The organism is Burkholderia sp. AU17457, assembly GCF_002223255.1.
Lineage (GTDB): Bacteria > Pseudomonadota > Gammaproteobacteria > Burkholderiales > Burkholderiaceae > Burkholderia > Burkholderia sola.
This window is the reverse complement of record NZ_NKFB01000008.1, coordinates 432,420-455,855: the sequence shown is the minus strand read 5'-3', so window position 1 is coordinate 455,855 and position 23,436 is coordinate 432,420. Positions and strand designations below refer to the sequence as shown.

Here is a 23,436-nt window from a genome sequence, read left to right as displayed (position 1 = left end):
AGCCGCCATGACGTCCCGTTCCGCCCATCCGCCCGGCACGCGCGCGTACGCGTCGTCGTTCGGCGCGACCTGCATCGATGCGGACCGCACGCGCTTCCGGCTGTGGGCGCCCGCGAGCCGCACGGCCGCCGTCGAACTGCAGGACGCAGGCGGCCGTGCAATCCCGATGACGCCGGCCGGCGACGGCTGGTTCGAGACGGTCGCGCCGTGCGGCCCTGGCACGCTGTACCGCTACCTGCTCGACGACGCGCTCGCGGTGGCCGATCCCGCGTCGCGCTTCCAGCCGTATGACGTGCTGGGCCCGAGCCAGGTCGTCGATCCGGCCGCGTACCGCTGGCGCAACGACGCGTGGCGCGGCCGTCCGTGGCACGAGACGGTGCTGTACGAGCTGCACGTCGGCGCATGCGGCGGCTACGCGGCCGTCGAGCGGCGGCTGCCGGCGATCGCCGAACTCGGCGTGACCGCGGTCGAGCTGATGCCCGTCAATGCATTCCCCGGCGCGCGCAACTGGGGCTACGACGGCGTGCTGCCGTTCGCGCCCGACGCGTCGTACGGGCGGCCCGAGGAACTGAAATCGCTGGTCGACACCGCGCACGGGCTCGGGCTGCAGGTGTTCCTCGACGTCGTGTACAACCACTTCGGCCCCGAAGGCAACCTGCTGCCGCGCTACGCGCCGGACTTCTTCCGCTCGGACCGGCAGACCGCGTGGGGGCCGGCGATCGACTTCTCCCGCCCGCAGACGAGCACGTTCTTCATCGACAACGCGCTGTACTGGCTCGACGAATACCGTTTCGACGGGCTGCGCATCGACGCCGCGCATGCGATCGACGACGACGCGTGGCTGCGCGAACTCGCGCGCCGTGTGCGCGCGCACGCGGGCGACGCACGCCACGTGCATCTCGTGCTGGAGAACGAGCGCAATACCGCGAGCCTGCTCGGCCCCGGCGGCTTCGACGCGCAATGGAACGACGACTTCCACAACAGCGCGCACGTGCTGCTGACCGGCGAGCGGGACGGCTACTACCGCGCGTACGCGGATGCCCCGCTGCGTCATTTCGCGCGCACGCTCGGCGAAGGCTTCGCGTACCAGGGCGAACCGTCGCCGCTGCACGACGGCGCCGCGCGCGGCGAGCCGAGCGCGCACCTGCCGCCGACCGCGTTCGTCGTGTTCCTGCAGAACCACGACCAGATCGGCAACCGCGCGTTCGGCGAACGGCTGCGCGCGCTCGCGAACGACGACGCGGTGCGCGCGGCCACCGCGCTGATGCTGCTCGCGCCGTCGATCCCGCTGCTGTTCATGGGCGAGGAAGACGGCAGCACGCAGCCGTTCCAGTTCTTCACCGACTATCGCGGCGCGCTGGCCGACGCGGTGCGCGAAGGCCGGCGTCGCGAATTCGCCGCGTTTCCCGCGTTCGCCGACGCCGCGCATCGCGACGCGATTCCCGATCCGAACGACATCGCGACGTTCGTGCGCTCGTCGTCGCACCATCCACCCGACGAGTCGTGGCCCGACGCGGCCGCGTGGCGGCGCTTCTACCGCAGCGCGCTGGCCGTGCGCGCGGCGCTCGTGACGCCGCACCTGGCCGATGCGCGCTCGCTCGGCGTCGACCTGCTCGCGGGCGACGGCGACCCGCCCGCGCTGGTCGCGCGCTGGCGCCTCGGCGACGGCAGCACGCTGACGATCGCGCTGAATCTCGGCTCGCACGACGCGACGCTGCCCGCGCTGCCGGTCGGCAAGATCGTGTTCGAGACGCCGCCGCGTGCGCGCGACCGGCTGCCCGGCGGGCACGTGCCGCCGCGCGCGTGCGTCGCGTGGCGCGACGGTGCGGTCAACCACGATGCGCGGCAGCACCGCGCGAACGGACGGAGCCCGTCATGACGACCGACGTCCCGATCGCGGCGCTCGCCCGCGCGGCCGGCCTGGAACCCGACTGGACCGACGCGGGCGGCGTCGCGCGACGCGTGGCCGACGACGCGCTCGTCGCGCTCGTCGATGCGCTCGGCTGGCCATGCGGCACCGCGATCCAGCGGGTCGACAGCGCGGCGGCCCTCGCCGATGCGAAGGCGTCCCCGCCGCGCGTCGTGACCGGCGACGCCGGCCGGCCGCTGACGCTGCCCGCGACCGTCGCGGCGCCGGGCGCGCGCTTCCGGATCTCGCTCGAAACCGGCGGGCACGTGGACGGTCGCGTGGGCGGCACGGGCGAACACGGCACGCTGCCGCCGCTCGCGATGCCCGGCTATCACGCGCTCGACATCGGCGAGCAGCGTATCGGGCTCGCGATCGCGCCGCCGCGGGCGCTACCGTTCGACGCGTTCGCGCACGCCCATGACGCGGGCCGCCGCTGGGGCATCGCGGCGCAGCTCTACAGCCTGCGCCGCACCGGCGACGACGGCGCGGGCGACTACACGGCGCTCGCGCGGCTCGCCGCGCAGGCGGCGCGCCACGGCGCGCAGGCGGTGGCGATCAGCCCGACGCACGCCGGCTATCCGGCGCTTCCCGCGCACGACAGCCCGTATTCGCCGTCGTCGCGACGCTGGCACAACGTCGCGTATCTCGACAGCGACGCGGTGCCGGGCGCCGAAGCCGCGCATCGCGCGTCCGCCGGCGCGGCCGATGCCGCGCTGATCGACTGGCCTGGCGTGCTGCCCGCGAAGCTGCGCCGTCTGCGTGCGTGCTTCGACGCATGGCGCGCCAGCGACGACCCGTCGCGCGATACGTACCAGCGTTTTCGTGCGGCGGGCGGCGCGGCGCTCGACGCGCATGCGCGCTTCGACGCGCTGCAGGCGTTCTGCATCGAGCACGGGATCGGCGCGGACTGGCGGCAGTGGCCCGCGCAATGGCGCATGCCGGGATCGGCGGAAGTCGACGCGTTCGCGCACGCGCATGCCGACACGATCGCGTTTCACACGTTCCTGCAATGGTGCGCGTCGTGCGCGCTCGGCGACGCGCAGCACGCGGCGCGCGGCGCGGGCATGGCGACCGGGCTGATCGCCGATCTCGCGGTCGGCTCCGATCAGGCCGGCAGCGACGCGTGGGCGCACGGCACGACGCTGCTGCGCGGCGTATCGCTCGGCGCGCCGCCCGACCTGTTCAATGCGGCCGGCCAGGCATGGGGCGTGACGACGTGGACGCCCGACGCGCTGCGCGCGGACGGCTTCATGCCGTTCATCGAGCTGCTGCGCGCGGCGTTCGCGCATGCGGGCGGCATCCGCATCGATCACGTGCTCGGCTTCGCGCGGATGTGGATCGTGCCGGACGGCGGCTCGCCGCGCAGCGGCGCGTACCTGCGCTATCCGCTCGACGATCTGGTGCGGCTCGTCGCGCTCGAGGCCGCCCGCCATCGCGCGATCGCGATCGGCGAGGATCTCGGCACCGTGCCGGCCGGGTTGCGCGAACGGCTCGGCGCGCAAGGTGTCGCGGGCATGCGCGTGCTGTGGTTCGAGCGCGACGCGAATGGCGCGTTCCGGCCGCCGTCCGCGTGGGATCGGGACGCGATCGCGATGACGTCGACGCACGATTTGCCGACCGTGGCCGGCTGGTGGCGCGGCGTCGATCTCGGGTGGCGGCGCGTCGCGGCCGAGGCCGACGCCGCGAAGCGGCGCGACGAAGCGCAACCGCGCGATGTCGCCGCCCCGGCGCCGGACGATGCGAGCGCGCACGATTCGGACGAGATCGTGCAAAGCATGGCGTTCGGACACGACACCGTGCCGCGCACCGATTCGAATCACGCGACGCCTCCCCCGCCTGAACTGCTGGCCGCTCATGCGGAACGCGCGACCGAGCGCGCCGCGCTGTGGCACGCGCTGCAGCACGCTGGCTGCGCGCCGGCCGGCGCCGCGGTGCCGCCGGCCGACATGCCGCCGGTGAACGGGATCCTGGCCTACGTCGCGAGCAGCCCGTCGCCGCTCGCGCTGCTGCCGCTCGAGGATCTGCTCGCGCTCGACGCGCAGCCGAACCTGCCGGGGCCGCCATGCGGCCATCCGAACTGGCGGCAGCGGTTGCCGCGCACGATCGACGCGTTGTTCGACGCCGACGTGCGCGCGCGCATCGCCGCCGTCGTGCAGGCGCGCCGCGCGGGGAGGCACGGCCCATGACCCCACGCGCGACGCTGCGACTTCAGCTGCATGCGGGCTTCACGTTCGACGACGCGGCTGCGCACGCCGACTACTTCGCGCGGCTCGGCGTCAGCCACCTGTACCTGTCGCCGGTGTCGACGGCCGAGCCCGGCTCGCTGCACGGCTACGACAGTGTCGACCATGGCGCGCTCAGCGCGGAACTCGGCGGCGAAGCCGGTTTCATGCGGCTCGTCGACGCGCTGCGCGCCCGCGGCCTCGGCATCGTCATCGACATCGTGCCGAACCACATGGGCGTCGGCGGCTCGTCGAACGGCTGGTGGAACGACGTGCTCGAATGGGGGCCGGCGAGCCCCTACGCGCGCTATTTCGACATCGACTGGCATCCGCCCGACGCGGCGCTCGACGGCAAGGTGCTGCTCCCGTGCCTCGGCGCGCCGTACGGCGAGGCGCTCGCGGCCGGCGACATCACGCTGCGCGCCGATGCGGCCGCGGGCCGCTTCTACATCGCGTGCCCGGGGCGGCGGCTGCCGGTTGCCGCCGCCACCTATGCGGACATTCTTCGCATCGCGAATCGCGCGGACCTGAACGCGCTCGCGGAGCGCTTCGACGTCGCGCCGGTCCGCGACAGCGCGCGGCTGGCCGCCGCCCATGCGGCGCTGCGCGACCATGCGGCCGCGCACGGCCCGCATGCGCTCGACGCGGTATTGCGCGGCGCCGATCCGCGCCGCGCACGCTCGCGCGCGTGCCTGCATCACTTGCTCGAACGCCAGCACTACCGGCTCGCCTGGTGGCGCACGGCCGCCGACGAGCTGAACTGGCGGCGCTTCTTCGACATCGCGACGCTCGCGGCCGTGCGCGTCGAAGACGAGGCGGTGTTCGACGCCGTGCATGCGCTGCCGCTGCACCTCCATGCGGCCGGGCTCGTCGACGGCGTGCGCGTCGATCACGTCGATGGCCTCGCCGATCCGCGCGCGTATTGTCGCCGGTTGCACGCGCGGCTCGCCGCGCAGCGCGACGCGCGGCCATACATCGTCGTCGAGAAGATCCTCGCGCCCGGCGAAGCGCTGCGCAGCGACTGGGCCGTCGACGGCACCACCGGCTACGACTTCATGAACGACGTCGGCGCGCTGCTGCACGACCCGGCCGGCGCCGAGCCGCTCGCCGCGCACTGGGCGGCCGTATCGGGTTCCGCGCGCACGTTCGCGCAGGAAGCGCTCGACGGCAAGCGGCGCGTGCTGATGCGCCAGCTCGCCGTCGAGCATGCACGGGTCGCGCGGTTGCTGCACGGAATCGCACGGACGTCGCCCGCGACGCGCGACGTCAGCCTGATCGCGATCCGGCGCGTGCTCGGCGAACTCGCAATCCGGCTGCCCGTGTACCGGATGTATCCGGCGCGGGGCGCCGAACCGGCCGACACCGACCTCCGCGTGCTCGCGCACGCGTACGACGGTGCTTACGCGGCGGTCGATCCGGCCGACCGGTTCGCGCTCGAGCACGTCGCCGCGTGGCTCGGCTTGCCGGTGGTGCGCGTGCCGCGCGTGGACGCCGATGCACTGGTCGCGGCGCGTGTCGCGTTCGCGCAGCTCACCGCGCCGCTGGCCGCGAAGGGCGTCGAGGATACGGCCAACTATCGCTACGGCCGGCTGCTGTCGCGCAACGAGGTCGGCGCCGACGCCGGCGACTTCAGCCTGTCGCGCGGCGCGTTCCATGCACGCAACCGGCGCCGTGCGCGCACCGTGCCGCATGGGCTCCTCGCGACGGCCACGCACGACCACAAGCGCGGCGAGGACGCGCGGGCGCGGCTCGCGGTGCTCAGCGAAGTGCCCGATGCGTGGCGCGCGGTGTCGCTCGACTGGTCGGCGCTGAACCTGCCGCATCGCGGCGGAGCGCACCGCGACCTCGCGTGGACGCCGGGCCCGGCCGCCGAGGCGATGCTGGTCCAGACGCTCGTCGGCTGCTGGCCGCCGGCGCTCGCCCCCGACGATGCGGCCGGCCTCGACGCGCTCGCGACGCGCGTCGTGCAATGGCAGACGAAGGCGCTGCGCGAGGCGAAGCAGTACACCGACTGGCTCGCGCCCGAGCCGGACTACGAGCAAGGCTGCGAAGCATTCGTCCGCGCGATCCTGACGCCGCGCGGCGCGGGCGATTTTGCGCATCGGCTGCATGCGTTCGTCGCACGGATCGCGCCGGCCGGCGTCGTCAACAGCCTGACCCAAACGGCGCTGCGGATCGCGTCGCCCGGCGTGCCCGATCTCTATCAAGGTACCGAGTCATGGGATCACTCGCTCGTCGACCCGGACAACCGTCGCGACGTGCCGTTCGCGACGCTGGCGACCGTATCGGTCGACGGCCCGGTGGCGTCGTATCTGCCGGTGTGGCCCGATGCGCGGGTGAAGCGCGCGCTGATCGAGCGGATGCTGGCGCTGCGTGCGCGATGGCCGGCGACGTTTGCGCACGGTGCGTACGTGCCGCTGCGGGTGCGTGGGAAGCTCGCGCGGCACGCGGTGGCGTTCGCGCGCTGCGATGACGCGGCTACCGTGGTGGTGATCGCAACTCGGCTCGCGTGCCGGTTGCTCGGCGAAGCGCCCGCGTTGCCGCGCGTGGAGCCTGCGCAGTGGGGCGACACGGCGGTCGTGCTGCCGCGCGGCGTCGAAGGACCGTGGATCGACGGGTTGAATGCGCGCGACGCGATCGATGCGCCGGAAGGGGTGCTGGCGGTTGATCGCTGCCTGGCCGAGTTGCCCGTGGCGGTGCTGGTTGCTGGACGGTCGAATCAGGATCGTCCCGGACACGCTCGCGCCCGGTAGCCCCCTCGGTCGTCGCCACCTAAGGAATGGAGACTCATAGCCCACTTAAAGGGGTCGAAACAATTTCGGACGGATGTCGTGTCCACACCGCCCGTCTGTGGCTCGGGGATAATCGAATTTATGCAAAACAGGCCGCGTATAATCGTTTTTGTACATCCGTAATCGATTTGCGCACAAAACCGACGTTTCTAATCGATTTTGAGCAGAGCCTGAGCCGACTGAGAGGAGCCTCCCCATGCCCGAATTGCCCGACGATCCGATTGGCGGCGCGTGGTTAATCGCGAACTGCGACGTTGCGCCCATGGCTCGGCCTCCCGTACTCAGTCGCATCGGGAGCCGACGAGCCACCGAAATCGTCGACGGCTATCGACTCGAAACCTACCCGGAACTCATGCGTCCGTCGGATGACTTCGCCGCCCATCTCCAGTTTCATCTGCGTCACGAGATCCCGCAACTGGAGCTTCTCACGCGCTTGTTCAAGAAATCGGGCCCCAGTGCCATCCAGGCGTGGATCGACGCCGAGCCGACCGGTCAGTATGCCCGTCGCGCCGCTTTTCTTTACGAATGGCTCATCGATGACCACCTGAGTGTTCCCGAGCGACTGGGCGGCAACTACGTCGACGTCCTCGACGACACCAAGATCGTCACCTCGTCCCGCAACCACGTTCTGAGAAATGCCCGGTGGCGGGTGAACGACAACCTGCCGGGTACGCGCTACTTCTGCCCGACGCTCGTCAAGACTGCAGCTTTCATGGAGGCCGCCGCGCTTGACGTGCCGCGTCTCTTCGCCGATCTGGCAAAGGAGTTCGGCGAGGATTTGCTGATGCGTGCGGCAACCTGGATGACATTGCGGGAAAGCAAGGCCAGTTTTGCCATCGAGGGAGAGGCTGACCACACCACTCGTATCCAGCGCTTCGCCGACGTCATGGCCCGACGTACCGCTCAGGGCGAACAACCGTTGACAGATGCCGCCGCTGCCGAACTGCAGCGGGAAATCCTCGGCGAGCGAACCACGCTCACGCATTTCGGCTTCCGGCAATCGCCCGTATTCGTCGGAGAGACCATACGCTTTAGCGAAGTCGTCCACTACGTGGCGCCTGGACAAGACGATGTTCCCGCAATGCTCGACGGACTTCGCGCATTCCTGGAGCGCACTACCGGGCAATCCCCGGTGCTGCGCAGCACGGTCGCAGCCTTCGGTTTCGTCTATGTTCATCCATTAGCGGACGGAAACGGCCGCGTCCATCGCTTCCTGATCAACGATGTCCTGCGCCGGGACGGCGCCATTCCCGCGCCGGTGATCCTTCCCGTTTCCGCGGTGATCATGGACGACGCCGGCGAACGTCGTGGATACGACAGCGTACTGGATCAGGTGTCCGTACCCCTGATGGAACAAGTGCGCGACAACATATCGTTCACAGCGGCCCAGACGTCTTATCCGGACGGTGTCGTATCCAATTTCGCGTTTGACGGCGCCGAACGGGCAAGACCTCTATGGCGGTATCCGGATCTGAGTCCGCATGTGCAATATCTGGCCAACATCATCCGGCGCACGCTAACCGAACACATGCGCGAGGAGTCGCGCTATTTGCGAAGCCACACGCTGGCTCGGCAGGCGCTCAAGGAAATCGTCGAAATGCCGGATCATCAAGCCGACCGGGTACTACGATCGCTCGAGCAAAACAACGGACAACTCAGCAACGTCCTCGCAAAGGAAATGCCTGTCCTGCAACGACCCGGTATTTGGCCCGCTATCGTTGATGCGGTTTCTGCGGCATTTCGCGACGGTGAATCGGTCGATGTCGCGATTGCCGACCGTTACCGGCCCGAACGGCCGGCGGGCCAGTAAATACCCGACCTCACGACCACTCTTCCGGCGGCATCTCGCCGCGATCGTCCTCCCACAGCGGTTTCCCCGCGTCTTCTTCACGGCTCGGTGTCACCGGCCCGTTTCCGCTTGCGCTGCGATCACCGCGCTCGCCGCGCCGCGCGCCGTCGCGCGGCGCCGCCGCATGCGGTCGTGCTCGCACACGCGTCGGCGTCACGGTTCGCTGCCCGCTGCGGCGACGCCCGTCCGTCGATTCCGCATCGTTCGTCTGTCGTGCATTCGAAGCCGTAGCCATATTTCTCTCCTTAGTCATTGAAAAAAACGGTCGCCCACGCGCAGCAATTTCGGTGCCGCGCGCCGGGCAAGCGTCTTGCTCCATCGCTTCGCCCCCTAACCATTTCGGAGGAGACGATGCCGACGAATCGCAACGCGCCGCCCGCCACACGCCGCCGCCTCGGCGGATGGATGGCCAGCGAGGAAGCGCACATGGCCGCGTTCCGCGAAAAAATCGCGAACGAGGCACGCGCGCATGCCGGCGAGCGCCTGCGCACGCCGGCCGTGCAGGAACTCGCGCGGCTGTTCGACGACAACGCGGTGCTGCGCATGAGCCTGACGCGCGCGATCGACGAAGCGCTCGAATCGGGATACCGGCTCGGCTACGCTTCGATCGGCGAGCTGATGACCGTGCTCGACCATCTGATGACGTACACGCCGCCGTTCAGCGAGGAAAGCCTGATCGTGTGCCCGCTGAACGCGTTCTTCGACTGGCCGATGTGCATGCCGTCGGGCCACGCGGTGTTTCGCGACGCGGCCGTCAATACGCAGTTGAAGCGCGTATTGAACGCATGGTGCGACTTCCTCGGCGGCCCGCATTCGCGTGCGCATCTCGACACGTCGCCGCCCGACGGCTGGTTCTGCGACGAAGCGCGCAAGCGCCTCGGGCTGTCGCAGTTCCAGTATCGCGAAGACCAGCCGCACTGGGGCTTCGATTCGTGGAACGACTTCTTCACGCGGCGCTTTCGCGACGGCGCGCGTCCCGTCGCGGCGCCCGACGATCCGCACGTGATCGTCAGCGCGTGCGAGGCCTCGCCGTATCACACCGAAACGAACGTGAAGCTGCGCGACAACTTCTGGATCAAGGCGCAGCCGTACTCGCTGCGCGACCTCTTCACGCCCGCGTGGCTGTCGCTCGCCGAGCGATTCGTCGGCGGTGACGTCTACCAGGCCTACCTCAGCGCGTACAACTACCATCGCTGGCATGCGCCGGTGCGTGGGGTGGTCACCCACGCGTATCGCGTAGACGGCGCCTATTATTCGGTCGCCGAAGCGGAAGGCCCGGACCCGGCCGGGCTCAACGACTCGCAGGGCTACATGACGGCGGTCGCCGCGCGCGCGGTGGTCGCGATCTCGAGCGACGATCCCGGCATCGGCACGGTGGCCGCCGTGTTCGTCGGGATGGGCGACGTGTCGTCGTGCGTGATCGACGTCATGCCGGGGCAGCGCGTCGACAAGGGCGACGAGATCGGCTATTTCCAGTTCGGCGGCTCGACCTACTGTCTGCTGTTCGAGGCCGGCGTGATCGATCGCTTCCTGTACGCGCCGCCGTTCGAAGGCCAGCCGCCCGTCGTGCAGGTCAATGCGCCCGTCGCGATCGCACGGTGAGCGTCGCGTGCGGCCCGGTGCGTCACGCTTCCGTGGTGTCGAACCGGGCCCCGTCGTGCCGCTGCACGCAGCACAGGACCGACAGTCCGTCGGCGGTCAGTGCCGGGCGGTGTGCGCCCGATGCGTCGTCGTGCTGCAGCACGATCAACTGTTGCTCGACAAGCGAGACAACGTCGTCGCGGTCGATCTGGATCTGTTCCGGTGCGTGATGCGCCAGGAACAGCGCGGCAAATTCATGGGCGGTCAGCATGCTCGTTTCCCCGTTGGCGGCGACGCGCGACGCGACACCGGCGTCGCATCGGCAGCCGGCGCGAAGCGTGCGCCGGCGACGTTACGGGCATGCAGGGACCGTGCCAACAGTGGGCATTCAACCGGTGGTCGTGCGACGCCCGCGCCGCGCGATCTGGCACCGCACGGCGCGTTCGAGCCGCTGCAAAGTTTTCAACGGCATGTAATGGGTAACGGCAAGCAACCGGGCGGCAACGGCGGGCGCCGGATACCTCCGATGAAACCCGCCTGACGCAGGCCGGTTGCGGGCCGCGCGCGTGGCGGAATGCGACCCCGCTCAGGGCTCCCGCGAGCGAAACAACCCCGCTCGCGCACGCCCGCCCGGCGCACGGAAATACCCGCTGTGCAGCACCACGTCGTGGTTGCCGCTCGCCAGCACGTCCGCGCACGCGGCTTCGATACGCGCACGGCCGCGCTCGAACGCGTCGCGCAGGTCGGCCTCCAGCGCGGAGTGCGCGCCAAAATGATCTTCCAGCGCCTCCACCGTAATCGCGCAGGCCTGCGGCGCCCCGTCCACGTCGACGACGAAGCGCAACTGCAGCGCCGCGCCGTCGAACGTCGGCGGTTCGTCGGTCAGCGTCACGGAGCGTGGGGAATCTGCCGGCATCGGCTCATACCCTCCGCGCCGCGAGACGCTCGACCAGCGCGCCGTTGAACGCGGGCAGATCGGCCGGCTTGCGGCTCGTGATCAGGTTGCCGTCGCGCACGACTTCCTCGTCGACCCACTTGCCGCCCGCGTGACGGATGTCGTCCTGCAGGCTCGGCCAGCTCGTCATCGTCTTGCCCTCGACGAGCCCGGCCGACACCAGCAGCCAGCCGCCGTGGCAGATCGCCGCGATCGGCTTGCCGGCGCCGACGGCCGCCGTCACGAATTCGCGCGCGGCCGGCACCATCCGGATCGCATCGCCGTTGATGACGCCGCCCGGCAGCACGACCGCGTCGTAATCGCCTTCGCGCGCATCGTCGAACGTGCGGTCGACCTTCACGCGCTCGCCCTTGTCGACGTGCCGGAAACCCTGGATCTCGCCGCGCTGCTGCGAAATCACGTCCACCTGCGCGCCTTCTGCCGCGAGCGCGCGCTGCGGTTCGACGAGCTCGGCTTCCTCGAAGCCGTCGACCGCGAGAATCGCTACCTTGCAATGATCCAGCCTGCCGCTCATGAATGCCTCCGTGGATGAGGATGGGATGGAAGTGGCACACGTCGTGCCGTTGCCCGTCACGCAGCAATCGCCGTTCCGCCGCGGGAGCCTTCGCCCGTCGGCCTCGCCGTTCCACGCGTCGCGCGGGACAACGGGGGAACGACCCGCGATCGGTGGCGGCCACCCGCGAATGGCGGGATCGGTCGCTGTACGTCGCCGCACGCCCGGCTGCAAAGATTTCAACGGGATGTAATGCGACGCCGTGGCGCCCCCGTACGCCGATCCGGCGCGATTACTGCAGATGACGCGCGGCGTCGAGCATCGCGTCGGTCAGCTCGACCGTCAGCGTCAGGTGTTCGTCGCCGGTATCGGGCAATTGCTCGAGCGTCTGCTGCACGGCGTCGTGCAGCATCGCGTGCACGCGCATCCGCGCGCCTTCGTCGAGATCCGCGTAGCGTTCCATCGTCGAGCATTCGAGCGCGAGCACGACCGAGTGCCGGGCCGCCTCGGGCGGCGCCTCGACGGCGTTCGCCCACGCCGCGTGGAACATGACCCTGCCCGTTTCGACGTCCACGTGGACCGTCGTGTCGAGATCGTCCATGTCGCTTGCATCGCCGTCGATCTCGTCCTGCTCCAGGAAAATCCGGGAATTCGATTGCATGATGTCCTCCTGCGTGGTGGCGGCGCGCCCGTCCGGGAAACCGCGCCGCCATCGCGCCGTGCCGGCCGCGCCGGCACGACACCGTCAATAACCGCTGGAACCGCCGCCCGTGCCGCCGGCCCCGCCGCCGCCCGTGCCCGTCGAGCCCGCCGAACCGCCGTTGCCGGCGCCCGACCCGCTCGTTCCACCCGACCCGCCGGCCCCGCCCGAGCCGCCGCCGACCCCGCCGCCCGCGGCGCCGCTACCGCCCTGGCCGGCGCCGTTCGGGCCGCCGCCCGGCTTCACGTGGCCTGCCGCCCCGCTGTGCGAACGCATCCCGTGCTTCGCGCCATGCCGTTGCGTGCCCGCCGGCGGAGGCGGCGCGGCCGTATTGCCATTCGTGCCCGGCGTCGACATGTCCATCGACGGATTCGGCGCACCGGTGCCCTCGTCCGAGCGCTGCGAGTTCTGCGCCCACGCGGCCGGCGCGGCCGCGACGATCGCGACGGCCGCGCAGGCCAGCACGCGCCGCGCGACAAACTTCGATTCGAATGCTGACTTCATGGCGTTTTCTCCCTATGGGTGATCGCGTGATGGAAATTCCTGCTCCGATCCTTCAGCAAGACCCATGCCGTCCCCGGCCACGGTCGCGACGCGGCACGCGATTTGCGGCGCCTCTCTGCGCACGACCCTTCTGTCACCCCATACGGAGCCCTGCCTTATGCCTTCCGCTTCCGCTTCCCACGCGCACGGCAAGCGCCACACGCGCCGCCCGGGCCGCGCGCGCAGCGCCGACCCGGCCCACCGCAAACGCTGGTCCGGCGAAGTCACGCAAAAAAGCGATGCGCTCGACATCGAGCCCGACATCTTCAAATCCGACGATCCGGCCGCGATCGCCGCGTCGCTGAAGCACTCGGCCGAACACAGCCGCCGCCGCAAGGCGTCGCCGTTCCAGTCGGCGATGTCAATGCTGAACTTCTACGTGAACCGCGCGGGCCGCAACCTGCCGAAGACGCGCCGTACGACGCTCGAACGCGCGAAGCGGAAGCTGCGCGAAGCCTTCGGGCGCAAGCCCTGACGGCTGGCGCGCCGCTCATCCCCGTCCGCCGCGATTCCCACGCATGCACGAAACCCTCTGGTACCTGATCATCGGCGCGGTGCTGCTCAGTATGGGCGTCGTGACATCCGCGCTGCGCCACCTTCCCTGTAGCTCGGCCATGATTTACCTGGTGCTCGGCGTCGCGCTGGGCCCGGCCGGCGCCGGCCTGCTGCATCTCGACCTCGAACGCGACGGGCCACTGCTGCGCGAGATCGTCGAAGTCGCACTGCTCGTGTCGCTGTTCGCGATCGGGCTGCGGCTGCGCGTGCCGCTGTCCGACAAACTGTGGCTCGTGCCGTGCCGTCTCGGGCTGCTCGCGATGATCGTCACCGTGCCGCTGCTCGCCGCATGCGCGGTGCTCGCGCTGGACCTCGGCTGGGGCCCCGCGCTGCTGCTCGCGGCGATCCTCGCGCCGACCGACCCGGTGCTCGCGCACGACGTGCAGGTGCACGATCCCGGCGATCGCGACCTGGTGCGCTTCGCGTTGTCCGGCGAAGGCGGGATGAACGACGGCATCGCGCTGCCGTTCGCGCTCGCGGGGCTCGCGCTGTGCGGCACCCCGGGCGCGACGCACGGCATCCCGCCGCTGTCCGGCACGTTCGCGCTCGTCGCGCTGTGGGGCATCGCGGGCGCGGCCGCGATTGGCGGCGGGCTCGGCTGGGTCACGACGAAGATGATCGGCTGGCTGCGCACGCGGCACGCGCAGGCGCTCGGCCTCGAAGGCTTCTTCGCGCTCGCGCTGATCGTGCTGTCGTTCGGCGCCGCGCAGCTCGCGCACACGTTCGGCTTCATCGCGACGTTCGCGGCCGGCGTCGCGATGCGGCGCGTCGAGCATCGCGCGAGCGGCGACCGGCCGCCGCGCGAAGTGATCGGCCAGATCGATTCGGAAGACGTGGTCGCCACCGAGAAGCATCCGGACAAGGCACATGCGTTCATGGCCGAATCGGTGCTGGGCTTCACGATCGAGCTCGAACGGATCGCCGAAGCGATCGTGATGACGATGATCGGCAGCGTACTGTCGACGCTGCCCGGCCCGCTGATCACATGGGGCGCCATCGCGCTGGCCGCCGCGCTATTCGTCGCCGTGCGTCCGCTGGCGGTGCTGCTCACGCTCACCGGCTCGCGCGCGACGCATGCGCAGCGGCGGCTGATGGCGTGGTTCGGCATCCGCGGGATCGGCTCGTTCTACTACCTGCTGTTCGCGCTCGAGCACGGGCCATCCGACGTGGTGCGCCCGCTCGCGGCGCCGGTGCTGGCCGTGGTATCCGCGTCGGTCGTCGCGCACGGGATCTCCGCGACGCCGCTGATGAACTGGTATTACCGGCTGCAGCAGCATCGGCGCTGACGTTTCACGCATCGGCACCGAGCCGCGCCCGCATCGCCGCGGTGATGCGCTGGCGCGTGCTCGCATAGCCTTCCCACGGGTCGCGCTTCAGCGTGTCCAGCCGCGCGTGCAGCGTATCGATCGTCCATTGCGCGCCGCCCGTCGTGTCGGGTACTTCGTCCCAGTCGAGCGGCACCGACACGCCCATGCCGGGCCGCGCCCGCACCGAATACGCGGCGATCGTGCTCGCGCCGCGCCCGTTGCGCAGATAGTCGACGAAGATCTTGCCGCGCCGGTGGCGCGGCCCCATCGTCGCGGTGAAACGGTCGGGCAGCGTGCCGGCGACGTGCTGCGCGACCGCACGCGAAAAGTCCTTCACGTCGTCCCAGCCCGCATGCCGCGTGAGTGGCACGACGACGTGCAGCCCCTTGCCGCCGCTCGTCTTGCAGAACGACACGAGCCCGAGCTCGTCGAGCAGCCCGCGCACGAGTTGCGCGGCGTCGATCATCGTGCGCCACGGCAGCGCCGGGTCGGGATCGAGGTCGAACACGATGCGGTCCGGCCGCTCGATGTTCGACGCGTGCGCGTTCCACGTGTGCAGTTCGACCGTGCCCATCTGCGCGGCGCCCAGCAGCGCATCGACGCTGTCGATCGACAGCAGCGGCCCGTGGCCCGGATCGAGCCCTTCGTGCTGCGTGACGAACGGAATCTCGCGGCGCTCCGCGTGCTTCTGGAAGAACAGCTCGCCGGCGATGTCGCCCGGCGCGCGCACGAGCGACACGGGCCGGCCTTTCAGATCGGCCAGCAGCCACGGCGCGACCCACTGCCAGTAACGCGCGAGGTCGATCTTGCGCGTGCCGCTTTGCGGGTCGACCACGCGCTCGGGATGCGTGATGCGCACGCGGCCCAGCGTGTCGGGGCCGGACGCGTCGCCTTCCGCGCGGGCGACCGTGCGAGCACGTGACCGGTGCGTGCGATCGGCGGTTGCGTGGGCGGCCGACGATGCGCGCTTGGGTTTGTCGTCGTGGGTGGTTTCGCGTTGATCCATCGTCACCTCCGTTTCCGTGTGTTTCGGCCTCTCGCGGACGATCTGCTCCGCCGGCTTGTCGTCGCGCAGCGCGATGAATGCGGCCTGCCGCACGATCCCGTCGCCGGTCCATTCCGCGAATTCGCATTCGGCGACGAGCGTCGGCTCGACCCAGTGCACGCGCGTGCGCGTGCGCTCGCGCGGCGGCGCATCGAACGGCATCGTGTCGCGTTCGTGCTTGCGCAGGATCGCGGCGAGACGGTCGAGCATCCGCGCGTCGAAGCCGGTGCCGACGCGGCCGACGTAGCGTAGCGGCGCCGGCCCGCGCCGCCGTTTGCCGGCCGGCGCCGGCTCGTGCACGCCGAGCAGCAGCGCGCCGAAGCCGTGCCGGCTGCCCGACGGCTCCGTAAAGCCGCCGATCACGAACTCCTGCCGGCGCCGGCATTTGAGCTTGATCCACGCAGGCGAACGGCCTGCGCGATAGCGCGACTCCGCACGCTTGCCGATCAGCCCTTCGAGGCCGGTGTCGCACGCGCTCGCGATCAGCGACGCGACGTCCTCGCCGAGATCGGGCGAAAAGCGCACGCGCGCCGGATCGCTGTTCGCGAGCAGCGGTTCGAGCAGTGCGCGACGGGCGGTGAGCGGCGCGTCGCGCAGGTCGTATCCGTCGAGATAAGGCAGATCGAATACGAAGAAGGTGACCGTGTCGGAGCGGTCCGTGCCGAACGCGTTCTGCAACGCCTGGAAATCGGGCAGCCCGTTTTCGCCGAGCACGACGGCCTCGCCGTCGAGCCATGCGTCGTCGACGTCGAGCGCCGCGAGCGCGTCGCGCTGCGCGCGCAGCTTCGCGGTCCAGTCGCGGCCTTCGCGCGTCATCAGCGTGACGCGCCGGCGTGCGCCCTTCCGTGCAATGCGCGCGAGAATCCGATAGCCGTCGAACTTCAGTTCGTAGCACCAGCCGCCCTGGGTCGGCGGCGCATCGACCAGCGTCGCGAGTTGCGGCGCGACGCGCTCGGGCAGCGGCGCACGCACCGCGCCTTCGACCTGCGACGGATCGGCAGGGCGCGGGCTGTCGCGGCTTGCGTCACTTTCGTGTCGCGCGTCGTGTCCATCGCCGGCGTCACCGGTCGATCGGCCGCGCCGCGCCGCATACCTGCGCGCGGCGCCGTCGGATGCGCCGTCGTGCACGCTCCCCGGCCGCTCGCCGACGACGTCGAATTCATCGGCGCTGCGGGCGTCGTCGTCGCGCTCCTTGATCAGGAGCCACTGCTCCTGGCGCCCTTCCTGCCGCCCGCTGCGCACGAGCGCCCAGCCGCCGTGCAGCTTCTCGCCGTCGAGCCGGAACGTCAGCTTGCCGGCCCGATAGCCTTCGCGTGCCTGCGCAACACCGCCGTCGGGCGTCCAGGTCCCCTCGTCCCAGACGACGACCGACCCCGCACCGTAATGCCCGGCCGGAATCTCGCCTTCGAACGACGCGTATTCGAGCGGATGGTCCTCGACGTGCACCGCGAGCCGCTTCACCCGCGGATCGAAGCTCGGCCCCTTCGGCACGGCCCACGACTTCAGCGTGCCGTCGAGTTCGAGCCGGAAGTCGTAGTGCAGCCGGCGCGCATGGTGCTCCTGGATCACGAAGCGCAGCGGATGGCGTTCGCGCGCGGCGGGCCTCGCGCCTGCTTTCGCATCGGCCTTCGTGCGCCGCTTCTCGTGCGCCCCTTCGGGCTCGGGCGTCGCGCCGAAATGGCGCTTGCGGCGATACGGATCGAGCTTGCCGGCCATCGCGTCACCTCGTCTGAATCGGAACCGGAGTCGGCGTGATCCGCATCACGCCGCGTGCTTGCGGCGCGCGGCGGTCTTTTTCGTCGCATGGTCGCTCGCCGCGCCGCGTTTCGCGGCGGTCTTCTTCGCCGCGGTTTTCGCCGTCGTACCTTTCGATGCGGATGTCGATGGCGGCTTGCGACGCGCGCCGCTGCGAGATGGGGACGACGACGCCTCGCCCTCGCCTTCGTCGCGCGCTCCCCGCAGATCCGCCGCCCGCGCACCGGCGCCGCCCTTCAGGCTGCGCTTCAGCAGCTCGGTGAGATCGACGACGTTGCTCGCCGCGCGGCCGGTCTGCGCGGGCCGATCCTCGATCTCCTCGATCTTGCCCGCGCGCACCTTGCGCTCGACCAGTTCGAGGATGTCGTCGCGAAACGTGTCGTGATATTCGTCGGGCGTCCAGGTGCCGGACATGTCGTCGATCAGCTTCTTCGCCATCCCGAGTTCGCGCGCGGTGACGCCCGCGCCCTTCGCGTCGGCGGCCGGCACCGACAGTTCGTCGAGCGGCCGCAGTTCTTCCTGCCAGCGCAGCGTATCGAGCGCGAGTATCGGCCCCACCGGAATCAGCGCGCCCAGATGCTGGCGGTCGCGCATCACCACGAGCGCGATGCCGATCTTGCCGCTGTCCTTCAGCGCGTCGCGCAGCAGCGCATAGACCTTCTCGCCCTTGCGGTCCGGCACCAGGTAGTACGGCGTGTCGAGATAGAGAAACGACACGGCGTCCTCGTCGACGAAGGTCAGGATGTCGACGGTCTGCGTCGATTCCGGGTTCGCCGCGCGGATTTCGTCGTCGGTGAGCACGACGTAGCGCTCCTTTTCGTACTCGTAGCCGCGCACGATGTCCTCGCGCGTGACTTCCTTGCCGGTGCGCTTGTTGATCTGCCGATAGCCGATCGGGTCCATCGAGCGCTTGTCGAGCATCCGGAACGACGGCTTCACGGTGCGCGTCGCCGGAAACAGCTGCACGGGCACGTGCACGAGCCCGAAGCTGATCGCGCCTTTCCATATCATCCGCGGTGCCATGCGTGTTCCTCCTTGCCGAATGCGCGCCCGCCCGAAGGCAGGCGCGCGGTACGGCGCAAGCCGCCGTCGGCGGCTGTCGGCCGTTTTGGGCCGCTTTCGGCCTTAAGCAGGCAACTCCGCCGCCTGCTGTTCGCGCGCCCACACGCGATGCTGGCCGAGGTGATCCGACAGCGAATTCAGCACCGCGTCGAGATCGACGGCCTGCCCGACGCACACGCCTTCGGCCGGATCGGGCAGGTGCGCGGCGCTGAGCAGCTGCCGACCGGAGCCGACGGCCGCGATCGGCTTCAGGTGCTTGAACGCCTCGCGCACGAAATGGCGGGCGTCGGCGCTATGCGCGAGATCGCGGCCATCGCCGTCGCCGCCGCACACGAACACCGCGTCGAACATCACCGACGGCATGCCGACGAGTGTCGCCTCCGGCACGATGCCGCCGATCGGCGCGAGCGTCGGCGCGACGATCGTCGGCACCGCGTGCGCGGCCTGCAGCGCGTCGCGCACCTGCTCGACCAGCACCGGGTTCACGCCAGGCGTCGCGATCAGCGCGATCTTGCGCGAGCGGATGCCGGGCTTCGCGCGGCCGATCAGGCTCAGCGCGGGCGAACGCTGCGCGACGACCGGCGTCGCGGCCGCCTGGGGCGCGGGCAGCCCGAGCCGTTCGGCGACTTGCGCGGCGAGCCCCGCGTCGAAGCGCGCGATGATCTCGTTGACCACGCGCTCGCGAATGTGCGGCTGCGTCACCTTGCCGAGCTCGAAGCAGTACGCGTCGCGGATATGCCGCTGCTCGATGTCGGTCATGCTCTGGTAGAACAGCGCGGCCTGCGAGAAATGGTCGGCGAACGATTCGCTGCGAATGCGCACCTTGTGGCCTTCGAGCGGCTCGGGCACGGTCTCGAACCCGCCGCCGGACGGCGCGGGCGGCGTCTCGCGCGGCCAGCCGCCGCTCGTCGAATTCGGCTCGTACGACGCCTGCCCGACGTTGATCGTCTGCCGGTGCATCGCGTCGCGCTGGTTGTTCGCGAACGGGCACACCGGCCGGTTGATCGGGAGCTCGTGGAAATTCGGGCCGCCGAGCCGGCTCAGCTGCGTGTCGGTGTACGAGAAAAGCCGCCCCTGCAGCAGCGGGTCGTTCGTGAAATCGATGCCCGGCACCACGTGGCCGGGGTGAAACGCGACCTGCTCGGTCTCCGCGAAGAAGTTGTCGGGGTTGCGGTTCAGCGTCATCCGGCCGATCGGCCGCACCGGCACCTGTTCTTCCGGTACGAGCTTGGTCGGATCCAGCAGGTCGAAGTCGAATTTGTCCGCGTCGGCCGGGTCGATCATCTGCACGCCGAGTTCGAACTCCGGATAGTCGCCGCGCTCGATCGCCGTCCACAGATCGCGCCGGTTGAAATCGGGATCGTGGCCGGCGATCCGCTGCGCCTCGTCCCACAGCAGCGAATACGCACCGCTCACGGGCCGCCAGTGGAATTTGACGAAACGCTCGACGCCGGCGGCGTTCACGAAGCGGAACGTATGCACGCCGAAGCCGTCCATCGCGCGATAGCTTGCCGGCAGCGCGCGGTCCGACATCAGCCACAGCACCATGTGCGTGGTTTCCGGCACCAGCGACACGAAATCCCAGAACGTGTCGTGCGCGGACGCGCCGGTCGGCATCTCGTTCGGCGCCTCGGGCTTCACCGCATGCACGAAGTCGGGAAACTTGATCGCGTCCTGGATGAAGAACACCGGCATGTTGTTGCCGACGAGGTCGTAGTTGCCTTCCTGGGTATAGAACTTCACCGCGAAGCCGCGCACGTCGCGCACGGTGTCGGACGACCCGCGCGGCCCCTGCACGGTCGAGAAGCGGACGTATACCGGCGTTTCGGCGGCCGGGTCCTGCAGGAACGCGGCCTTCGTGTAGTCGGCCATCGGTTCGTACACGCGGAACACGCCATGCGCGGCCGAGCCGCGCGCATGCACCACCCGCTCCGGAATGCGCTCGTGATCGAAATGCGTGATCTTCTCGCGCATGATGAAGTCTTCGAGCAGCGACGGGCCGCGCGCACCGCCGCGCAGCGTGTTCTGGTTGTCGGCGATCCGCACGCCCTGGTTGGTACGCAGCGCCTCGCCGTCGGGCCGCGCACGGTGCTCGTCGAGCTGGCGCGACTTCGCGCTGTCGTGCGGTTGAGTCGGGGGCGTCTTGCCGGCGGATGGGGGATTCGTCATCGTCTGGAGTCCTCATGGGATTCGGTAGAAGCCGCTGCCGCACGGCGACGCGCCGCGGCGCGCGCGTGCGGACGGCACGGAAAGCCGGCCCGGCGCGCCGCGAACGGCCCCGGGCCGGCGGCGGCGTCAGGGCGCGCGCAGCGCAGCGTCGAATTCCGCGGCCGTCACGTCGAGCGCGACGTTGCATTCGATCGCGGTGTCCTCGACGCGCGGCTTGTGCTCGTCCACCGCGCGCCGCGCGCGGTCGCACAGCTGCGTGCGCACGCGCAGCCGGTCGGCCCCGTCGAGCGTCGCGTAGCGTTCGATCACGTCCGCGTCGAACCGCATGTCGACCGTGCAGCGCCATTCGCGCGCGTCCTCCTCGGACGGCACGCGCACCCACGAAACGTGGATCGTCAGCCGCCCGGACGCGTCGTCCGCGTGCACGACGACGGTCGACTGCGACGGAAAACCGATCGCGAACGCGTGCTCGAGTTCCGCGACGCGCTGCGACCGGTCGGGCGTGACCGTCATCGGCGCACGACCCCGAGCAGCAGCGTGACCAGGAAGATCACGACGAAGATGTAGAACAGGATCTTCGCGATCTCGGCCGCACCGGCCGCGATGCCGCCGAAGCCGAACACGGCGGCAATGATCGCGATGACGAAGAAGATGATGGCGTATCGAAGCATGGAACCCTCCTGGATGACAGCGGTCGTCACTAAACGTCGGCGCCGATCACGCATCGTGCTTGTGTTTCGGTTTGCCGTGCGTGGGCGTCGAAGCCATTTTCTCGAGCTCTTTCTCGCTCATCGACTTGGCCATCGATTTCGACGGCGGCTTCAGGTCCTTCATTTTCGTGTCGCCGCGCTTGGCCGACAGCGCGGCCCCGGCGGCGCGCTGCTGAGCCTGGGATTTGGCTGGCATGGTTGCGCTCCTCTCGTTGGCGCGCGAGCCGACGCAACGCGCGGCACGCGCGGGTTGGAACAATGAGGCCGTCACGCGGCGTCGCGACGCCGCAGGTCGGCCGGCGGAATCTTCATCGCCTGGCGATACTTGGTCACCGTTCGACGCGCAAGAAGAATGCCGCGGCCCGCGAGGTTCTCCGCGAGCGCGACGTCGGACAGCGGGTCGGTATGCCGCTCGGCCGCGATCATGTCGCGAATCAGCACCTTCGCGGCCGACGCCGAACACACGCCCTTGCCCGCCGCCTCGAGCTTGCGCGGGAAGAAATGCTTGAACTCGAAGGTGCCGTGCGGCGTGGCCATGTACTTGTTGCCGGTGGCGCGCGACACGGTCGATTCGTGCAGGTCGAGCTCTTCCGCGATGTCGCGCAGCACGAGCGGCTTCATCGCGATCTCGCCGTAGCGGAAGAAATCGCGCTGGCGCGCGACGATGCATTCGCCCACGCGCTGAATCGTGTCGAAGCGCTTCTGCACGTTGCGGATCAGCCAGCGCGCTTCCTGCAGTTGCTGGCCGAGCGGCGAATCGCGTTCGCCGCTCGACTGCGCGAACAGCGTCGCATAGCGCTCGTGCAAGCGGGCGCGCGGCAGCACGGCCGGATTGATCGTCACGATCCACTCGTCGCGCACCTGGCGCACGATCACGTCGGGCACCACGTAGTCGCCGCGCGTGCTGCCGTAGTGATTGCCGGGGCGCGGATCGAGCCCGCGCACCAGCGCGCAAGCCGCCTGCAGCGTCTGCGGGTTGCAGCCGAGGCGCCGCTGGATCTCTGCCGTCTCGCGGCGCGCGAGCCGCTCGAGATGCTCGCGTGCGATCGCCTTCGCTTCCGCGAGCGCCGGCGTGCCGGCCGGAATCGCGTCGAGCTGCAGCACCAGGCACTCGGACAACGAGCGGGCGGCGATGCCCGGCCGGTCGAGCATCTGCACGAGCCGCAGCGCGACCGCCAGATCCTGCTCCGACAGCAGCAAGGCCGGATCGGCGGCAACCAGCAGTTCGGGCAGTTCCTGACGCAGATAGCCGTCGTCGTCCAGCGCATCGATCACGAGGCGCGCGGCTTCGCGGTCGCGCTTGTTGAGCGGATAGAGCCGCAGCGCATCGTGCAGCTGCTGATGCAGCGACGGCTCCGCGGCCATCCATTCGCCCGGCGACAAGCCGTCGGCGTCGTCGCCCTGACGGCTCGTGCCGCGCGGCGCGGGCGCGGCCGTAAACGGCACCTCGCCGTCCGGCGGACGGATGTCGTCGCGCTCGGGCGCCGCGTCGGGCGCGGCCGCCTCGGGCGGCTGCTCGGCGGTCGGCGCAGCGGTTTCGTCGTCGCCCTGGCCGTCTTCCAGAAACGGGTTCATGTCGAGCGCCTGGCGCAATTCCTGTTGAAACTCGAGCGAGGACAACTGAAGCAGCCGGAGCGACTGCTGGAGCCTCGGCGTAAGTGCCAGATGCTGTCGCATCTGCAGCGCAAGCGAGACGGGCATCGAAAGCCTCCTGACGTTGGGTTCGCGGGTTCGCGGTAGGTCTTCTACCGGACGTCATGCAGCTTCCATGCCAGTCGCGTAAAGCGCG

Annotated in this window: 19 protein-coding genes; 7 read left to right on the top strand and 12 right to left on the bottom strand. The window is 70.0% G+C overall.

Translation table 11 applies throughout. From position 1 onward, the window contains the following. The first annotated feature begins 7 nt into the window (after nt 1-7). The 5 genes from treZ to CFB49_RS31990 all read left to right on the top strand — a co-directional run bounded on the left by treZ (nt 8) and on the right by CFB49_RS31990 (nt 10,374). Complete coding sequence (gene treZ / locus CFB49_RS32015) at nt 8-1,879, top strand: malto-oligosyltrehalose trehalohydrolase (protein WP_089493373.1); 1,872 nt, start codon at nt 8-10, stop codon at nt 1,877-1,879. Then, nucleotides 1,876-4,095 carry a 4-alpha-glucanotransferase gene (malQ, locus tag CFB49_RS32010; protein ID WP_089493372.1) on the top strand — a complete coding sequence of 740 codons (2,220 nt, stop codon included), beginning with the start codon at nt 1,876-1,878 and terminating at the stop codon, nt 4,093-4,095. The genes treZ and malQ overlap by 4 nt, the downstream gene beginning before the upstream one ends. Next, a complete protein-coding gene (treY, locus tag CFB49_RS32005) occupies nt 4,092-6,884 on the top strand; it encodes a malto-oligosyltrehalose synthase (RefSeq protein ID WP_089493371.1) in 2,793 nt (930 codons plus the stop codon). The genes malQ and treY overlap by 4 nt, the downstream gene beginning before the upstream one ends. A 235-nt stretch (nt 6,885-7,119) precedes the next feature. Further along, nucleotides 7,120-8,733 carry a Fic family protein gene (locus tag CFB49_RS32000; protein ID WP_089493370.1) on the top strand — a complete coding sequence of 538 codons (1,614 nt, stop codon included), beginning with the start codon at nt 7,120-7,122 and terminating at the stop codon, nt 8,731-8,733. Nucleotides 8,734-9,123: 390 nt separating this feature from the next. Continuing rightward, nucleotides 9,124-10,374, top strand: coding sequence for a phosphatidylserine decarboxylase family protein (locus CFB49_RS31990; RefSeq protein ID WP_089493369.1), 1,251 nt, complete (start codon nt 9,124-9,126; stop codon nt 10,372-10,374). 22 nt (nt 10,375-10,396) lie between these two features. Here CFB49_RS31990 and CFB49_RS31985 read toward each other — a convergent pair whose 3' ends face one another. The 5 genes from CFB49_RS31985 to CFB49_RS31965 all read right to left on the bottom strand — a co-directional run bounded on the left by CFB49_RS31985 (nt 10,397) and on the right by CFB49_RS31965 (nt 13,005). Next, the gene (locus CFB49_RS31985; RefSeq protein WP_089493368.1) at nt 10,397-10,624 is read right to left on the bottom strand and encodes a hypothetical protein; all 228 of its coding nucleotides are present in this window, start codon (nt 10,622-10,624) and stop codon (nt 10,397-10,399) included. Nucleotides 10,625-10,939: 315 nt separating this feature from the next. Beyond that, nucleotides 10,940-11,269, bottom strand: coding sequence for a DUF1488 domain-containing protein (locus tag CFB49_RS31980; protein ID WP_069617005.1), 330 nt, complete (start codon nt 11,267-11,269; stop codon nt 10,940-10,942). Nucleotides 11,270-11,273: 4 nt separating this feature from the next. Beyond that, the gene (locus CFB49_RS31975) at nt 11,274-11,822 is read right to left on the bottom strand and encodes a type 1 glutamine amidotransferase domain-containing protein (protein WP_069617006.1); all 549 of its coding nucleotides are present in this window, start codon (nt 11,820-11,822) and stop codon (nt 11,274-11,276) included. A 271-nt stretch (nt 11,823-12,093) separates the two neighbouring features. Further along, the gene (locus tag CFB49_RS31970) at nt 12,094-12,462 is read right to left on the bottom strand and encodes a DUF3022 domain-containing protein (RefSeq protein WP_089493367.1); all 369 of its coding nucleotides are present in this window, start codon (nt 12,460-12,462) and stop codon (nt 12,094-12,096) included. A gap of 84 nt (nt 12,463-12,546) precedes the next feature. Next, nucleotides 12,547-13,005, bottom strand: a complete 459-nt coding sequence (locus tag CFB49_RS31965) for a hypothetical protein (RefSeq protein ID WP_089493366.1) — start codon at nt 13,003-13,005, stop codon at nt 12,547-12,549. Nucleotides 13,006-13,162: 157 nt separating this feature from the next. Here CFB49_RS31965 and CFB49_RS31960 point away from each other — a divergent pair, with 157 nt between their 5' ends. Next, nucleotides 13,163-13,519 (top strand): DUF3175 domain-containing protein, encoded by a 357-nt coding sequence (locus tag CFB49_RS31960; protein ID WP_069619082.1) that lies wholly within the window; start codon nt 13,163-13,165, stop codon nt 13,517-13,519. A gap of 43 nt (nt 13,520-13,562) precedes the next feature. Continuing rightward, nucleotides 13,563-14,885 carry a cation:proton antiporter domain-containing protein gene (locus CFB49_RS31955; RefSeq protein WP_089493365.1) on the top strand — a complete coding sequence of 441 codons (1,323 nt, stop codon included), beginning with the start codon at nt 13,563-13,565 and terminating at the stop codon, nt 14,883-14,885. A gap of 4 nt (nt 14,886-14,889) precedes the next feature. Here the strand turns inward: CFB49_RS31955 and ligD are convergent, their stop codons facing one another. The 7 genes from ligD to CFB49_RS31920 form a co-directional block, all read right to left on the bottom strand. Continuing rightward, nucleotides 14,890-17,667 carry a DNA ligase D gene (gene ligD, locus CFB49_RS31950; RefSeq protein ID WP_089493364.1) on the bottom strand — a complete coding sequence of 926 codons (2,778 nt, stop codon included), beginning with the start codon at nt 17,665-17,667 and terminating at the stop codon, nt 14,890-14,892. A gap of 45 nt (nt 17,668-17,712) precedes the next feature. Next, a complete protein-coding gene (gene ku / locus CFB49_RS31945) occupies nt 17,713-18,729 on the bottom strand; it encodes a non-homologous end joining protein Ku (protein ID WP_069619085.1) in 1,017 nt (338 codons plus the stop codon). A gap of 102 nt (nt 18,730-18,831) precedes the next feature. Next, nucleotides 18,832-20,937: a catalase HPII gene (gene katE, locus CFB49_RS31940; protein ID WP_089493363.1), complete on the bottom strand. Its 2,106-nt coding sequence runs from the start codon at nt 20,935-20,937 to the stop codon at nt 18,832-18,834. A gap of 126 nt (nt 20,938-21,063) precedes the next feature. Continuing rightward, a complete protein-coding gene (locus tag CFB49_RS31935) occupies nt 21,064-21,450 on the bottom strand; it encodes a DUF3022 domain-containing protein (protein WP_089493362.1) in 387 nt (128 codons plus the stop codon). Beyond that, nucleotides 21,447-21,608 carry a DUF1328 family protein gene (locus tag CFB49_RS31930; RefSeq protein ID WP_006498332.1) on the bottom strand — a complete coding sequence of 54 codons (162 nt, stop codon included), beginning with the start codon at nt 21,606-21,608 and terminating at the stop codon, nt 21,447-21,449. Before CFB49_RS31930 ends, CFB49_RS31935 begins: the two co-directional genes overlap by 4 nt. 46 nt (nt 21,609-21,654) lie before the next feature. Next, on the bottom strand, nt 21,655-21,843 hold the full coding sequence (locus tag CFB49_RS31925) for a DUF3008 family protein (RefSeq protein ID WP_006498333.1): 189 nt from the start codon (nt 21,841-21,843) through the stop codon (nt 21,655-21,657). A 71-nt stretch (nt 21,844-21,914) separates the two neighbouring features. After that, entirely contained in the window at nt 21,915-23,348 is a 1,434-nt protein-coding gene (locus tag CFB49_RS31920) for an RNA polymerase factor sigma-54 (RefSeq protein ID WP_069619088.1), read from the bottom strand. Between the last annotated feature and the right edge of the window lie 88 nt (nt 23,349-23,436).

Bases quoted from the DNA above. Each gene is read 5' to 3' on its own strand.
- treZ (WP_089493373.1), top strand. From the start codon at position 8: ATGACGTCCCGTTCCGCCCATCCGCCCGGCACGCGCGCGTACGCGTCG.
- malQ (WP_089493372.1), top strand. From the start codon at position 1,876: ATGACGACCGACGTCCCGATCGCGGCGCTCGCCCGCGCGGCCGGCCTG.
- treY (WP_089493371.1), top strand. From the start codon at position 4,092: ATGACCCCACGCGCGACGCTGCGACTTCAGCTGCATGCGGGCTTCACG.
- CFB49_RS32000 (WP_089493370.1), top strand. From the start codon at position 7,120: ATGCCCGAATTGCCCGACGATCCGATTGGCGGCGCGTGGTTAATCGCG.
- CFB49_RS31990 (WP_089493369.1), top strand. From the start codon at position 9,124: ATGCCGACGAATCGCAACGCGCCGCCCGCCACACGCCGCCGCCTCGGC.
- CFB49_RS31985 (WP_089493368.1), bottom strand. From the start codon at position 10,624: ATGCTGACCGCCCATGAATTTGCCGCGCTGTTCCTGGCGCATCACGCA.
- CFB49_RS31980 (WP_069617005.1), bottom strand. From the start codon at position 11,269: ATGCCGGCAGATTCCCCACGCTCCGTGACGCTGACCGACGAACCGCCG.
- CFB49_RS31975 (WP_069617006.1), bottom strand. From the start codon at position 11,822: ATGAGCGGCAGGCTGGATCATTGCAAGGTAGCGATTCTCGCGGTCGAC.
- CFB49_RS31970 (WP_089493367.1), bottom strand. From the start codon at position 12,462: ATGCAATCGAATTCCCGGATTTTCCTGGAGCAGGACGAGATCGACGGC.
- CFB49_RS31965 (WP_089493366.1), bottom strand. From the start codon at position 13,005: ATGAAGTCAGCATTCGAATCGAAGTTTGTCGCGCGGCGCGTGCTGGCC.
- CFB49_RS31960 (WP_069619082.1), top strand. From the start codon at position 13,163: ATGCCTTCCGCTTCCGCTTCCCACGCGCACGGCAAGCGCCACACGCGC.
- CFB49_RS31955 (WP_089493365.1), top strand. From the start codon at position 13,563: ATGCACGAAACCCTCTGGTACCTGATCATCGGCGCGGTGCTGCTCAGT.
- ligD (WP_089493364.1), bottom strand. From the start codon at position 17,667: ATGGCCGGCAAGCTCGATCCGTATCGCCGCAAGCGCCATTTCGGCGCG.
- ku (WP_069619085.1), bottom strand. From the start codon at position 18,729: ATGGCACCGCGGATGATATGGAAAGGCGCGATCAGCTTCGGGCTCGTG.
- katE (WP_089493363.1), bottom strand. From the start codon at position 20,937: ATGACGAATCCCCCATCCGCCGGCAAGACGCCCCCGACTCAACCGCAC.
- CFB49_RS31935 (WP_089493362.1), bottom strand. From the start codon at position 21,450: ATGACGGTCACGCCCGACCGGTCGCAGCGCGTCGCGGAACTCGAGCAC.
- CFB49_RS31930 (WP_006498332.1), bottom strand. From the start codon at position 21,608: ATGCTTCGATACGCCATCATCTTCTTCGTCATCGCGATCATTGCCGCC.
- CFB49_RS31925 (WP_006498333.1), bottom strand. From the start codon at position 21,843: ATGCCAGCCAAATCCCAGGCTCAGCAGCGCGCCGCCGGGGCCGCGCTG.
- CFB49_RS31920 (WP_069619088.1), bottom strand. From the start codon at position 23,348: ATGCCCGTCTCGCTTGCGCTGCAGATGCGACAGCATCTGGCACTTACG.